Source organism: Caballeronia sp. HLA56 (assembly GCF_054655155.1).
In genome coordinates this window covers 653,838-666,750 of sequence record NZ_BAAHOB010000003.1, presented here as the reverse complement: position 1 = coordinate 666,750, position 12,913 = coordinate 653,838, and the positions used below count along the sequence as shown (strand labels likewise).

Genomic DNA, 12,913 nt, shown 5'->3' with positions numbered 1-12,913 from the left:
CAAGCGTGATTAGAAGCTCAAGCCGGGCGCCTTCTCCACTGCTGCCAGCGTGAACGCATGCGCGGCATGGCAAGCCGCGCTTCTGCAAGCGGCATTTGCCTGCACTCGACATGCATGCCTCTGGCGGGTGCTTCGCTCACGAAGTCATCGATGATCTCGCGTACGTCCGGGTCGATATGGTCCGCACGCGAAGCATCGAGAATGACAGTCGCGTTGTCAGGAATGGTGCGCAGAAGATGCTTTAGCGTGACCTTGCCGAGAAACGACACGTCCTTTCGAAACGAGAGCAGGTAATGATCGTCGTGCTGCGTCATCGTGATCGGCCGCTTGAGATTAGCGCGCACGGCAAGCACGAGACTACATGCGATGCCAAGCACAATACCCATGAGCAGATCGGTCAGCAACACGCCAGCAATTGTCACGACGAAGGGTGCAAATCGCTCGAAGCCTTGTCGGGCGATGGTGACAAACAGCGACGGCTTGGCAAGCTTGAGCCCGGTGAAAATCAATATCGCAGCCAGACATGCAAGCGGGATGAGGTTGATCACGCTCGTCAACGCAAAGACGCTTGCAAGCAGCAAGACACCATGTACGAATGAAGACCAGCGACTTTGCGCGCCCGCGTGAACGTTTGCCGAGCTACGCACGATGACCGATGTAATTGGCAATGCGCCGATAGCGCCCGCCATCATGTTGCCAATGCCTTGCGCTTTCAATTCGCGATCGGGATGTGCACTACGTCTCTTGGGATCGAGTTGCTCGACCGCCTCCAGGCTCAACAAAGTTTCAAGGCTCGCGACGATGGCAAGCGTGAATGCGAGACGCCAGACATCCGGGTTGACGAATTGCGAGAAGTTGGGCAATTCAAGCGCATTCGTGAATGCTGCGAACGTTTCAAGCGAAGGCAATGCCACGCGATGTTGCGCGGGCGGCGCCAAGCCCGGCGCGAACATGTCGAGTAAAAGCGTTACGCCAATACCGAACGTCACCACGGCAAGCGGCGCGGGCACGGCGCGCACCACGGCAAAACGTCGCATGGCGCGCGTTTCCCAGCCAGCGAGCATGGCAAGGGACATCACGGCTACGGCACAAGCAGCGAAAGATACCGGACCGAAAGGCGTATCGAGCAAGCCCGGTCCGCTCGCGGCTGGTGCGCCTGCATTGGCGAAGCCCGCGGCCAGGGGTATCTGCTTGATGACGAGCAATAGGCCAATGGCCGCAAGCATGCCCTTGATCACCGACGACGGCACATACGCTGCAAAACGTCCCGCCTTAAGCAAGCCAAAGCCGAATTGAATTGCGCCCGACAAAAGCACCGCTAGTAGAAATGCAGAAAAACTGCCTAGTCCCGCGATGCCATCGACCACGATGACGATAAGCCCCGCTGCCGGTCCGCTTACGCTCAATTGCGAGCCGCTAAGCAATGCCACGACAATGCCGCCTATGATTCCGGACAAAAGCCCCGCAAAAGGCTCCACGCCCGATGCATTGGCAATGCCAAGACACAGAGGCATCGCTACGAGAAATACGACTGTGCCGGCAAACAGGTCGCGCGGGAACTGGCTTAGACGATTGCTAAGGTTCATAAGGATTTAGCCATGTGGGTGCCTGCTACGTTTAACGAATTCACGCAGCATGAAATGAGCGACGATCGAATCAGCGTCCGGCGGCTTCGACGAGTTCCGCGTACAACGGCACCATACGGGGCGCGTCATAGCCGGAAGCAAGCACTTTGATAAGCCCGTCGTGCAGGCCGAAAATCCAGCCGTGCACGAGCGGAGGCTCATCGCGATCGATTACGATCCGCGTCTGACGCAGAAGCCGCACTTGTTCGAGCACATTGAGTTTCGCAAGGCGATCAGCGCGCGCATCGAACTCTTCCAAGTCGTCGAGTTCACGTCGATGCCGCTCGCCTAAAGCGCACACCGGGGCAATACGGCGGTTGACGTGCGGTATTTCATTCGAGAGCGGCAACAACGATGCTCGCACACCGCCGCATCCATAATGCCCGCATACGATCACATGATCGACCTTCAGCACTCGCACCGCATATTCAAGGACGCTCATGGTGTTGTCGTCCGACGGCGAGAACAAGTTCGCGATGTTGCGATGAACGAAAAGATCGCCGGGGTTAGCGTTCGTGATCGTTTCGGCAGGCACGCGACTATCAGAACACCCGATCCACAACACCTTGGGGCTTTGCCCCTCTGCAAGGCGTGGGAAAAATTGCGTGTCCGCCTGCGCGGTTTCGCGAGCCCAGGCAATGTTTTCCAGAAGCATGCGTTTCGGTCGATTCATGGCGTTCTCATGACGAGCATTCGATGGATTGCACCCGCGTTGCAGTGCAGCGAATCCTTACGAATCACTTTCGCCGAGAAAGTTCAGCGCCGTCCAAGAGAAAATAATTCGCCTCGCTATTTATTTCTCTTGAGATTTTCCTTGGACGACGCTAACACACGCTCAAGAAAAATCGGTCGAGCGCGACAAATGCTCCCACTTGTCGATTTCTTCGTTGAGCGCCACTAGCTTCGTTTTGACAAGAGAGATTGCATCGCTCCCAAGAAGAAGATGCGCAGGTGCATCATGGGCTTCGATGAGGCTTAGCAAGGCTTGGCCGGCCTTGGCTGGATCGCCCAATTGCTTGCCGCTCTTGGCCTCACGCGCCGCGCGGATCGGGTCGAACAGCGCGTCATAGTCTGCGATGCTGCGCTCCGTTCTGATCATCGAGCGGCCAGCCCAATCGGTACGAAACGATCCGGGCGCAACGGCCGTTACTCTTACGTTGAAGTCCTTGACCTCTTTGGCCAACGTCTCTGAAATGCCTTCCAGCGCGAATTTGCTGCCGCAATAGTATGCAATGCCCGGCATCGTGATGAAGCCGCCCATGGACGTGATGTTGATGATGTGGCCGGCACGGCGCTCCCGCATGGAAGGCAATACGGCTTTGATCATGGCGACCGCACCGAATACGTTGACATCGAACTGCCGGCGCATTTCCTCCAGCGGCGATTCTTCAAGTGTGCCTTCGTGGCCATAGCCAGCGTTATTGACGAGCACATCGATCGGGCCGTATGTGCGCATTACTTCCTCGACAACAGGGCCTATGCGGTCAAACGCCGTCACGTCGAGCACGACTCCATGTGCCGATCGGGGTTTGATATCCTCGAATTCCTTGAGGGCGTCACCATTGCGAACCGTGCCGATAACCGTATGTCCTGCATCGAGCGCGCTTTGCGCGAAAGCGCGTCCAAAACCCGAACTCACGCCGGTGATGATAAACGTCTTGCCGTTTGTGTTTTCCATGTGAACTCTCCTATCCGACTCGTCGCGCGCACCATGCCGCAACACCTGTCCAATATTAGAGAGCGCGCATCGTTCTTGATACGCCGGTTCTTCTCGCATGTTTGCCTAAAGCTATTGGCGTATGGATTCACGGCTGCAAAGCTGGCAAATTAAGGGCTGTCGCCACATCTTGCGGAGCCACCGTGATCACCCGCCGAACGCTAGCCACCGAAACTAGACGCCGCATGATCGAGCTGCTGATGCGGCTTGCACCTTTGGAAGGCTATAACCTTACAGCATTGCCAGACGTGCGTTTTCTGCGTTCGAACAGACCACTGCGTCGCACGCCGGTACTTTATGACCCGGGCATCGTTATCGTCTGTCAGGGCCGCAAGCGTGGCTATTTCGGCGAGCAAGTTTATCTATACGATGAGCAGCATTACCTGGCCGTGTCGGTGCCCGTACCCTTTTCCATGGAGACGGATGCCAGTGCGCAAAAACCTTTGCTTGCCATCTATTTCCGGCTCGATCTCAACGTTGCAGCAGAGTTGATCATGCAACTCGATGAACACGGCGCAACCGTAACGTCCGAACCTCACGGCATGATCTCAACGCCGCTGGACAAACAACTCGGCGCGACGGTTCTGCGCTTTCTCGAAACCATGAGTGACCCGCTCGAAGGTCCGGTTCTTGGGCCGGCTCTCGTGCGCGAGATTTATTTTCGAGTGTTGACGGGCGAACAAGGTCCTTCGGTGCGCGCGGCTTTGACACGGCAAGGTCAGTTCGGGAAAGTCGCGCGAGCATTGCGCAAGATCCATCAAAGTTTCGATGAGCCGCTCGATGTTGCGCTGCTTGCAAGCGAAGCCAACATGAGCGTGCCCGCGTTCCATTTGCATTTTAAGACCGTGACCAACACGTCACCAATGCAATATTTGAAGTCAACCCGGCTGCATCAGGCGCGGCTGCTCATGGTGCGGAACGATGTCACGGCAGCCGTCGCATCGGCGCAAGTGGGCTACGAAAGTGCTTCGCAATTCAGCCGCGAATTCAAGCGTTTATTTGGGCGCAGTCCCGTCGATGAAGCCCAGCGTCTCAAAGACAGTTTCGCGCTGCCAGATCCCGGACCGGGTTCGGGCTACGTGTCATCGCATTGATGCGTGGATCGTCTGTTAATCTTCCACGCAGATCAATCCTGCTACCAAACGCATGAACGAAGCCTTCGTCGAACTGAACTGCGGACCCTATCCGTTGCGCATCGAATATAAGTGGATCAATCCTTCGCGCATCGATGCTCCAATCGCGGTATTTCTGCATGAGGGGCTGGGTTCAGTTGCATTGTGGAAAGACTGGCCGCAGCGGCTATGCGACCGATTGAACTGCCGTGGTCTCGTCTATTCGCGTCCTGGCTATGGACGGTCGACGCCGCGCCCTCCGCATGAAAAGTGGCCTGTGACCTTCATGCATCGTCAGGCGACGAAGATATTGCCTGCGCTTCTAGATGCGCTCAAGGTAAATGCGTTCGAACGTTCTCGCATGTGGCTCGTAGGCCATAGCGATGGCGGGACAATCGCACTGCTTTACGCAAGCACTTTTCCCGAAGCGCTTGCCGGACTGATCGTGCTTGCACCACATGTGTTCGTGGAAGCGATCACAGTCAAAGCCATAAAGGAAGTGCGAAGCGCCTATGAGCACGGTGCGTTGCGAGCGAAACTCGCTGGCTACCATGAGGACGCAGATTCCGCCTTTTATGGCTGGAACGACGCATGGCTCAATCCGGAATTTCTGCGTTGGGACATTACAGACGAAATTCGCTCGATCAAACGGCCATTGCTCGCAATACAAGGCCACGACGATGAATACGCGTCGATGCTTCAGATCGACAAGATCAAGGCGTCCGTGAATCACACTCATCTCGTCAAGCTAGCGGCTTGCGGACATTCACCGCATAGGGATGCCACTCAGGCGGTCAATGATGCAATTGCAGATTTCGTTACCCGCTCGTCTCTGCCGTGAAGCCGAGCGATCAACCGACAGGCCGTCTGCGCCATGATGCCATCGCGCAAGCCCGAACGGCGATTAAGTGACCGTGCCGCGCGTTTGGGCAGATGATCGCAGTCGGTCCAATGCATCTTTTATTGCGGTCAAATCGACGTTGTTCGTCTCGAGCGAGCGAACCCTTAGGGGCTGACTGCTTAAACAAACCATTCGCCCGAAGGACGAATGCGGCTCAAGCCTCCGCAGGCTTAACCGCTGTTTCTTGTGACCGCCGCAAGCGTTCGCGGCTGTTCGACAAATGCATGCGCATGGCTGCGCGGGCAGCTTCCGGATCACGCCGCTCGATGGCGTCGTAGATATCCTCGTGTTCGCGGTTCACGCGATCGAGGTAACTGCCGGGATCGTTATGCGCAAGCGCAGCGGAATTTACACGCGTGCGTGGAATGATCGTGTTGCCCAACTGGCTAAGGATGCTGTGGAAATAACGGTTGCCCGTAGCCTTGGCAAGCTCGAGGTGAAATGCGACGTCTGCGGCAACCGCGTTGCCCGTGCCTTCTGCAATGTGCCGCTCGAACTCGTCCAGAGCATGACGCATGTGCTTCAGATTCTCTTCGCTTCGCCGCATTGCCGCGAGACCTGCGGCCTCGGCTTCGAGACTGATGCGTAGTTCGAGGATGGCCATGACGTCGCGCACGGTGAGATCGCCCGCAGCTTCGATCTGGAAGCGATCGTGATCGGTCGCTTCGAGTACAAAAGTGCCAATGCCATGACGCGTTTGAACGAGGCGCCCCGCTTGAAGGCGCGATATCGATTCTCGTACGACCGTACGGCTAACGCCCAGTTGCGCCATGATCTCCGATTCGGTCGGAAGCTTGTCGCCAGGCTGAAGCGCGCCGCTGCGAATCCGTTCCGAAAGTTCGGCGACAACTTCCTCGGTCAGATTGCGAGAGCGGCGAAGACCGCCGGCTGCGAGAGCTGGTGACATAGGGCGATTGAAAAAGGTAGACGAGCCATTATAGGGGCGCAGACTTGCTTGTACGACGACTGATGCCTGATCGAATACAAAATGCCTTAAGCTCTCAATTCAAAACACAAAAAACCGTTATGGTTCAGGCAACTAAAAATGTAACAAACTGTTGATCAACCATTTCGCCGAGCGTAAAGTTGAAGTACCGCTTGAAGTCAAAGCGCGTGTGTCATGTTTTGCAAGGCATGTAAGCATTCAAGGCGCGCGCCTCGCTTTCAAGAGGTCGACTTCCGATCGAAGGCTCGCGAATCCTCGTCCGCATCCGTTGGATTCGCCATCACCTCGCGCACTCGCGAGCCTCCCTGAAGCGGTTCACCGGCTTACCGCGTCGCGCCTCTCACTCTCCGATTACGCGGCAAACCGGTGTGCTTAGAGCCTCCAAGTTGCGTTCGTGCGAACGCCTTCGTGGAGCGCGGCACCACGTGGGCAGCAAGGAGACAAACAATGATGCGTGAAGTGACCGGAGCTTTTTTTGGCTCCCGCAAGTTGGACGAAGCACTGGAAGACCTCAAGGCAGAGGGCATCACGAGCGACCGCGTTCGCGTCGCGAGCATGTCCGGGTTCGCCGATTTCACCGCCAGCATGGAACTGAGCACCAGTTCACCGACCCAGTGGATCACCGCCGAATTTGCAGGCTATGCCGATCTAGCCGCCACCGACGGCGGGTATGGGATTGCATCGACCGGCAGCGACGACATCCTACCTGGCTTCGATAACGATGAATCCGCTGCATACGGTATAACCCGAGTATTCGTCAGCATTCGCGACGAAGCCGAAATGCGCGCCGTATGCGATATCTTCTCGCGCCTGGGCACTGATGATATCGACGCGGAAGTCGCGGCGGCCTGACCCGCCGCGATTGCATTCAATCGTTTGTATGCAATAAACGTTTGCTTGATTATTGCGCTGGTGCGGTCACGGGCTTCGCTTTCTTCTTGTGCTTGAAGTGAAAACCCTTGCTCGTACCAGTGGCAGCCGAAGTATTGTCACCGCCTGCCGTCGGCGCGGCCGTCGCTGCGCCGTGCGCGTTGCCGCCGCCAGCGCCGCCATTACCGTTGCCACCTTGCGCCATCGCCGCGCCCGACGCGCCCAGCATCAAACCCGCAGTGAGGGCGATAAGTGCTGCCAATCCATTCGTCTTCATGTCGTTCCTTTTTGCGTAGAGTCAGTCGAGTGTGTATTCACCGTGCAGGCTTTTGAATGCCGAATACAATCGGCGAGCGGCTTGGCATGAGACCTGCTCGCCAGACGTATTCGCCTGCAAAAAGCCAAAAGCCATAAGATGGATGCGCCCAAAGTCAAAAGCCCAGCCAAGCCGCCTCGGCGCAATAAAGCCGAAACGCCAACTGTCTCTCCAGCAGGTTTCGTGCGCGTTCGCGGCGCGCGGGAGCATAACCTCAAAAATGTCGATGTAGACGTCCCGCGCGATGCGCTGGTCGTGTTCACAGGCGTGTCCGGATCGGGAAAGTCGTCACTTGCATTCGGAACTTTGTATGCAGAAGCGCAGCGGCGGTATTTTGAATCCGTTGCGCCCTACGCGCGGCGCCTGATCGAGCAGGTCGGCGTACCGGAAGTCGATTCCATCGAAGGATTGCCGCCCGCCGTCGCCTTGCAGCAGCAGCGTGGCACGCCCAACGCACGTTCGTCGGTGGGAAGCGTGACCACGCTTTCCAGTCTCGTTCGCATGCTGTATTCACGCACGGGTAGCTATCCGCCGAAGCAGCCCATGCTCTACGCGGAAGACTTTTCTCCCAACACGGTTCAGGGCGCGTGCCCCGTCTGCCATGGTCTCGGCCGCGTCTACGAAGTGACCGAGAAGTCGATGGTCCCCGACGACTCACTCACCATCCGCGAACGCGCCATCGCCGCATGGCCGCCAGCGTGGCACGGTCAGAATCTGCGCGACATACTCGTCACGCTGGGCTACGACGTCGACACGCCCTGGCGCGATCTGCCGAAGAAAGACCGCGACTGGATTCTCTTCACCGACGATACGCCCACCGTGCCGGTCTATGCGGGCCTCACACCCGCCGAGACACGTGCCGCACTCAAGCGTCGCGCGGAGCCGAGTTATCAAGGCACCTTTACGGGCGCGCGCCGTTATGTGCTTCATACCTTCGCCCACACGCAAAGCGCGCTCATGAAGAAGCGCGTGTCGCGCTATATGGTCGGGAGCGACTGTTCGTCGTGTCACGGCAAGCGACTGAAGCAGGAAGCGTTATCGGTGACCTTCACGGGACTGGATATCGCGGAGTTCTCGCGTCTGCCGCTTACGCGGCTTGCGCAGATGCTCGCGCCCATTGCGCGCGGCGAATGGCCCGATCATGAAGAAGCACGCGAGCAAGACGTGCTTGCCAGGGACGTGCGGCAGGCGGCAATTGCGAAGCGTGTCGCGGCGGGTGGATCGGCGCATAAAGCATCGCCCGATGTACGGCGCACGCCCAACTTGTCCAATGAGAAGCGCGCCGCCGCCGAGCGCATAGCAGCCGATCTCGAAGAACGTCTTGCCACGTTGATCGATCTCGGCCTCGGCTATCTTGCTTTGGATCGCGCGACGCCCACCTTGTCGTCAGGCGAATTGCAGCGCTTGCGGCTAGCCACGCAACTAGCCTCGCAACTCTTTGGCGTGGTGTATGTGCTCGATGAACCCTCCGCCGGTTTGCATCCCGCTGACAACGAAGCGCTCTTTGCCGCGCTGCAACGGCTCAAGGCTGCCGGCAACTCGCTTTTCGTGATCGAGCATGACATGGAGACGATGCGTCGCGCAGACTGGCTCGTCGATGTCGGTCCCGCTGCGGGCGAAGCCGGTGGACATGTGCTTTATAGCGGCCCGCCCGCGGGTCTCGCATCGGTGGAGGCGTCACAAACGCGTCTGCATCTGTTCGCGTCCCATTCGAACACCGACCGCGCGCCACGCACGCCGCGCGGCTGGCTGAAGCTCGCGGGCATCACGCGAAACAATCTGCATGAGATCGACGCTGCGTTTCCGCTCGGTTGCTTCACGGCGGTGACGGGTATATCGGGCTCGGGCAAGTCGAGTCTCGTCAGTCAGGCATTGCCCGAACTCGTGGCGCAGCATCTGGGAAGAGCGCTCGATGAGCCCGACGAAGACGAAGCCGATCCGCTCTTCACGGTCGTCGAAGCGCCTGCGGAAGGCTCCATCGTCGAAGGCATGGACACCATACGGCGCCTAGTGCGCGTCGATCAGAAGCCGATTGGCCGCACCCCACGTTCGAATCTTGCGACTTACACGGGACTTTTCGATCACGTGCGCAAGCACTACGCCGATACGCCGCTCGCGCGCAAACGCCATTACAGTGCCGGCCGATTTTCCTTCAACGTCGCGCAGGGGCGTTGCCCGACTTGCGAAGGCGAAGGCTTCGTGAGCGTCGAACTGTTATTTTTGCCGAGCGTGTACACGTCATGTTCGACGTGTCACGGTTCGCGTTATAACGCCGAGACACTCGAAGTCACGTGGAATGGCAAAAACATCGCCGAGGTGCTGGCGATGAGCGTCGATGACGCCTGTCTCTTCTTCGCGGATGAGCCCAATGTGATGCGCGCGCTTGCCGTGCTGCGCGATATCGGCCTCGGTTATCTGCGGCTCGGTCAGCCTGCCACCGAACTCTCGGGCGGCGAAGCGCAGCGCATCAAGCTGGCAACCGAACTGCAGCGCGCGCATCGCGGCGACACGCTCTATATCCTCGACGAGCCCACAACCGGACTACATCCCGCCGATGTCGATCGTCTAATGGCGCAACTTCAAGGACTCGTCGACGCAGGCAATACGGTCGTGGTCGTCGAACACGACATGCGCGTCGCGGCCCAGAGCGACTGGGTCATCGATATCGGTCCGGGCGCGGGAGAAGATGGCGGCAAGATAGTCGCGGCCGGCGTGCCTGCGAGTGTGGCGACGCTGGCCGCAAGCCGCACGGCGCCTTATCTACAAGACGCATTGACCTGAGCAATCAATACAAGCCTAGCCAGCGCCACACGTGAAACTTCAACGTGCCGAGCATCTCGTGCAATCCGCTGTCGGAATCGATCCATCCTTCCGGGTGCGGCACGAGCCATGACTTTGGATTGCGCACGAATGCAACCGCAGGCTGCGGGTGTAGGTCGAAAGCATCGAATGCGAGCAACGCGCGGCGCATATGCAGTGAGGACGTGATGAGGATGGTCGTGTCGTATTGACGCGAGCGTAGGATTTTGTACGTATTGCGCGCGTTCTCGTAAGTGTCGAGACTCTGATCTTCGAGGATGAGATCCGCAGGCTTCACGCCACGATCCACGAGCAGACCGCCGTATAGTTGCGCTTCGGTTTGTTCGTGATGCTGCGGATTTCCGCCGCTCATGATGACCTGACACTGCTTGTCCGTTTCGACACAGGTTTTGTACAGGGCGGCAGCAAGGTCGACGCGATAGATGGAATCGGCCAGTGGAACGAGATGTTTGTTGCGATCGTATTCGGTCCCACCGCCCAGCACGATGATCGCCGTACGGTCCGCGAGCCGGGGCGCCTGCTTCGACCCATAGCCGATCTGCGCGAGGCTTATCATCGGCCCTGCAAGCCAGCTACCGAAGAGCCAGAACACGGTTCCGGCCACGAGGAAGATCACGAGGCGGCGTTTGCGCCACACGATGAACAAGGCGACGAAGACAAGCAGCAGGCAGAGTAGATCCAATTACGTTTCCCGTCGTTTTAAGGTTTCAAATACCTTGCATCATGCGCATGAAACTTGCAAGGCGAGGCTATGCAGTACGAATACCGTCGTAACGCCGCGACAAGTATCAGTCTGAACGATTTGCGTGACATCAAGCGTGGTCGATATCGCACACGCAACGCGTTGTCTTCCGGGCCTCACCGTGCGCCATCGCACGGACGATCACCCCCCGTAATTCGTTAAATACGATCAAACAAGATTCGACGGTGTTGCGAGTGCTCTTGAGTCGTTTGACCAGCGATTCACCGAGTGCACCACCGCCCGTTAGCAACGGGACTGAGCACGGTCCAAAAAATCGAATATTCGTTTGATACCCGCTTCAGTCCGTTTGCACCGTTGGCCATGGTTCAAGGGAAACCAGAGAAAATGAAAACTGAATTGCGCCGCATCCTTGCCGAGTCCGCACGCCTCGACGTGTCGATCGACACTCTCTCCGACAGCGACGACCTGTACGCAGCCGGCCTCTCCTCGCTTGCAACCGTGCACGTCATGCTCGCGATCGAAGACGAGTTCGGCATCGAAATTCCGGATCAAATGCTTACGCGACGTCTGTTCTCGAGCGTCGATTCGCTCGCGGCCGCCGTCAAGGAGCTGCAAGGTTCGCAGGCGGACGCATGAACGCCGCCACGCAAGAACTCGAAGCAGCAGGACACGTTGAAGGCGACGGCGTGATCGCGCCGCGCAGCGAAAGCGAGCTGCTCGAAGCCGCGCGTCGCGTCTCGGCCATCGCCGGCAAGCATGCGGCAGCGGTCGACAAGGATGCACGCTTCCCCGCTGAAGCCGTGGCCGCAATGCGTACGGAGCGTCTCTTCTCTGCAATGGTGCCGGCAAGCTTCGGCGGCGACGGGCTCTCGCTCACGGGCGTGGCCCGCTTGTGCGAAACGCTCGCGCAAGGCTGCGCATCCGCCGCGATGATCTACGCCATGCATCAGAGTCAGGTCGTCTGCATCGTCGATCACGGCGCGAATGTGCCCTGGCAGCGCGCGTTTCTCACGCGCATGGTGAACGAGCAACTGCTGTTGGCATCGGCGACATCGGAAGAAAATATCGGCGGCAACATGCGCACGAGCGCATGTGCGGTCGATCTTGCCGATGACGCCTTCAACATCGAAAAGCTCGCGCCGACGATTTCGTATGGCACGTATGCCGATTGCATTCTCGTAACCGCACGCCGTCATCCCGACGCGCCGCCGTCCGATCAGGTGCTGATCGTCGCGCCTCGTTCGACGTGCACGCTCGAATCGCGTGGTACGTGGGACACGCTCGGCATGCGTGGCACGTGCAGTCAGGGGCATCGTCTCACTGCAAGCGGCAAGGCCGAACAGATTCTGCCCTCGCCTTTCTCGAAGATCGCCGATGAAAGCATGCTGCCGGTTTCGCATACCTTGTGGTCCGCGGTGTGGATCGGTATTGCGTCGGATGCCGTGAATCGCGCGCATCAGTTCTTCCGTAATCAGGCGCGTGGCAAGCCGGGCGCATTGCCGCCTTCGGCCGCGCGTCTTTCGCAAGCCGTCACCCTCGTGCGCATGATGCAGGCGCGTCTGCGCGAATCGCTCGCCTCGGTCGAGGCTGCGCAAGCGGAACGGCTCGCAAGGCAGGCATTGCAGACCGACGACAGCGACGCACCGTTGACCGCGTCCATCGGCATTGCCTCCGATCTGAACATGCTGAAGCTCGCCATTTCGCAATCGGCCGTGCACGTCGTGCAAGAGACGCTGATGATCTGCGGCATGGCGGGTTACAAGAACGATACGCCCTTCAGCGTGGGGCGGCACTTGCGCGATCTGCACTCGGCGCCGCTCATGATCAGCAATGACCGCATCGAACTGAACACCGCGAATCTGCTGCTCGCGCAGCGTTCCGCAACCGGGACCCTATAACGATT

Annotated in this window: 12 protein-coding genes; 6 read left to right on the top strand and 6 right to left on the bottom strand. The window is 58.5% G+C overall.

The genetic code is table 11. The features are described from left to right. Nucleotides 1-17 precede the first annotated feature (17 nt). The 3 genes from ACYQ47_RS14950 to ACYQ47_RS14940 form a co-directional block, all read right to left on the bottom strand. Nucleotides 18-1,586 carry a SulP family inorganic anion transporter gene (locus ACYQ47_RS14950; RefSeq protein WP_459905821.1) on the bottom strand — a complete coding sequence of 523 codons (1,569 nt, stop codon included), beginning with the start codon at nt 1,584-1,586 and terminating at the stop codon, nt 18-20. Between the two features lie 70 nt (nt 1,587-1,656). Beyond that, on the bottom strand, nt 1,657-2,298 hold the full coding sequence (locus ACYQ47_RS14945) for a carbonic anhydrase (RefSeq protein ID WP_459905820.1): 642 nt from the start codon (nt 2,296-2,298) through the stop codon (nt 1,657-1,659). A 162-nt stretch (nt 2,299-2,460) separates the two neighbouring features. After that, a complete protein-coding gene (locus ACYQ47_RS14940; RefSeq protein WP_459905819.1) occupies nt 2,461-3,303 on the bottom strand; it encodes an oxidoreductase in 843 nt (280 codons plus the stop codon). 224 nt (nt 3,304-3,527) lie between these two features. On the opposite strand from ACYQ47_RS14940, the gene ACYQ47_RS14935 reads away from it, so the two are divergent. Both ACYQ47_RS14935 and ACYQ47_RS14930 read left to right on the top strand, forming a co-directional pair. Next, nucleotides 3,528-4,436: an AraC family transcriptional regulator gene (locus tag ACYQ47_RS14935; protein ID WP_244831287.1), complete on the top strand. Its 909-nt coding sequence runs from the start codon at nt 3,528-3,530 to the stop codon at nt 4,434-4,436. Between the two features lie 52 nt (nt 4,437-4,488). Beyond that, the gene (locus ACYQ47_RS14930; protein WP_459905818.1) at nt 4,489-5,295 is read left to right on the top strand and encodes an alpha/beta fold hydrolase; all 807 of its coding nucleotides are present in this window, start codon (nt 4,489-4,491) and stop codon (nt 5,293-5,295) included. Nucleotides 5,296-5,509: 214 nt separating this feature from the next. Here ACYQ47_RS14930 and ACYQ47_RS14925 read toward each other — a convergent pair whose 3' ends face one another. Then, nucleotides 5,510-6,262, bottom strand: coding sequence for a FadR/GntR family transcriptional regulator (locus tag ACYQ47_RS14925; RefSeq protein ID WP_244831285.1), 753 nt, complete (start codon nt 6,260-6,262; stop codon nt 5,510-5,512). Between the two features lie 486 nt (nt 6,263-6,748). Here ACYQ47_RS14925 and ACYQ47_RS14920 point away from each other — a divergent pair, with 486 nt between their 5' ends. Next, a complete protein-coding gene (locus tag ACYQ47_RS14920) occupies nt 6,749-7,153 on the top strand; it encodes a hypothetical protein (protein ID WP_250527237.1) in 405 nt (134 codons plus the stop codon). 49 nt (nt 7,154-7,202) lie between these two features. Here the strand turns inward: ACYQ47_RS14920 and ACYQ47_RS14915 are convergent, their stop codons facing one another. After that, a complete protein-coding gene (locus tag ACYQ47_RS14915; protein ID WP_250510533.1) occupies nt 7,203-7,448 on the bottom strand; it encodes a hypothetical protein in 246 nt (81 codons plus the stop codon). Nucleotides 7,449-7,586: 138 nt separating this feature from the next. Between ACYQ47_RS14915 and ACYQ47_RS14910 the strand changes: the two genes are divergently transcribed. After that, nucleotides 7,587-10,268, top strand: coding sequence for an excinuclease ABC subunit UvrA (locus ACYQ47_RS14910; protein ID WP_459905817.1), 2,682 nt, complete (start codon nt 7,587-7,589; stop codon nt 10,266-10,268). A gap of 4 nt (nt 10,269-10,272) precedes the next feature. Here the strand turns inward: ACYQ47_RS14910 and ACYQ47_RS14905 are convergent, their stop codons facing one another. After that, nucleotides 10,273-10,989 (bottom strand): YdcF family protein, encoded by a 717-nt coding sequence (locus tag ACYQ47_RS14905; protein WP_244831281.1) that lies wholly within the window; start codon nt 10,987-10,989, stop codon nt 10,273-10,275. A 405-nt stretch (nt 10,990-11,394) separates the two neighbouring features. On the opposite strand from ACYQ47_RS14905, the gene ACYQ47_RS14900 reads away from it, so the two are divergent. Together ACYQ47_RS14900 and ACYQ47_RS14895 are read left to right on the top strand one after the other, a co-directional pair. Further along, a complete protein-coding gene (locus tag ACYQ47_RS14900; protein WP_244831941.1) occupies nt 11,395-11,646 on the top strand; it encodes an acyl carrier protein in 252 nt (83 codons plus the stop codon). After that, the gene (locus ACYQ47_RS14895) at nt 11,643-12,908 is read left to right on the top strand and encodes an acyl-CoA dehydrogenase family protein (protein WP_250493992.1); all 1,266 of its coding nucleotides are present in this window, start codon (nt 11,643-11,645) and stop codon (nt 12,906-12,908) included. Before ACYQ47_RS14900 ends, ACYQ47_RS14895 begins: the two co-directional genes overlap by 4 nt. Nucleotides 12,909-12,913 lie beyond the last annotated feature (5 nt).

What these genes read in the sequence shown, in the direction of transcription:
- ACYQ47_RS14950 (WP_459905821.1), bottom strand. Translation starts at nt 1,586, where the DNA reads ATGAACCTTAGCAATCGTCTAAGCCAGTTCCCGCGCGACCTGTTTGCC.
- ACYQ47_RS14945 (WP_459905820.1), bottom strand. Translation starts at nt 2,298, where the DNA reads ATGAATCGACCGAAACGCATGCTTCTGGAAAACATTGCCTGGGCTCGC.
- ACYQ47_RS14940 (WP_459905819.1), bottom strand. Translation starts at nt 3,303, where the DNA reads ATGGAAAACACAAACGGCAAGACGTTTATCATCACCGGCGTGAGTTCG.
- ACYQ47_RS14935 (WP_244831287.1), top strand. Translation starts at nt 3,528, where the DNA reads ATGATCGAGCTGCTGATGCGGCTTGCACCTTTGGAAGGCTATAACCTT.
- ACYQ47_RS14930 (WP_459905818.1), top strand. Translation starts at nt 4,489, where the DNA reads ATGAACGAAGCCTTCGTCGAACTGAACTGCGGACCCTATCCGTTGCGC.
- ACYQ47_RS14925 (WP_244831285.1), bottom strand. Translation starts at nt 6,262, where the DNA reads ATGTCACCAGCTCTCGCAGCCGGCGGTCTTCGCCGCTCTCGCAATCTG.
- ACYQ47_RS14920 (WP_250527237.1), top strand. Translation starts at nt 6,749, where the DNA reads ATGATGCGTGAAGTGACCGGAGCTTTTTTTGGCTCCCGCAAGTTGGAC.
- ACYQ47_RS14915 (WP_250510533.1), bottom strand. Translation starts at nt 7,448, where the DNA reads ATGAAGACGAATGGATTGGCAGCACTTATCGCCCTCACTGCGGGTTTG.
- ACYQ47_RS14910 (WP_459905817.1), top strand. Translation starts at nt 7,587, where the DNA reads ATGGATGCGCCCAAAGTCAAAAGCCCAGCCAAGCCGCCTCGGCGCAAT.
- ACYQ47_RS14900 (WP_244831941.1), top strand. Translation starts at nt 11,395, where the DNA reads ATGAAAACTGAATTGCGCCGCATCCTTGCCGAGTCCGCACGCCTCGAC.
- ACYQ47_RS14895 (WP_250493992.1), top strand. Translation starts at nt 11,643, where the DNA reads ATGAACGCCGCCACGCAAGAACTCGAAGCAGCAGGACACGTTGAAGGC.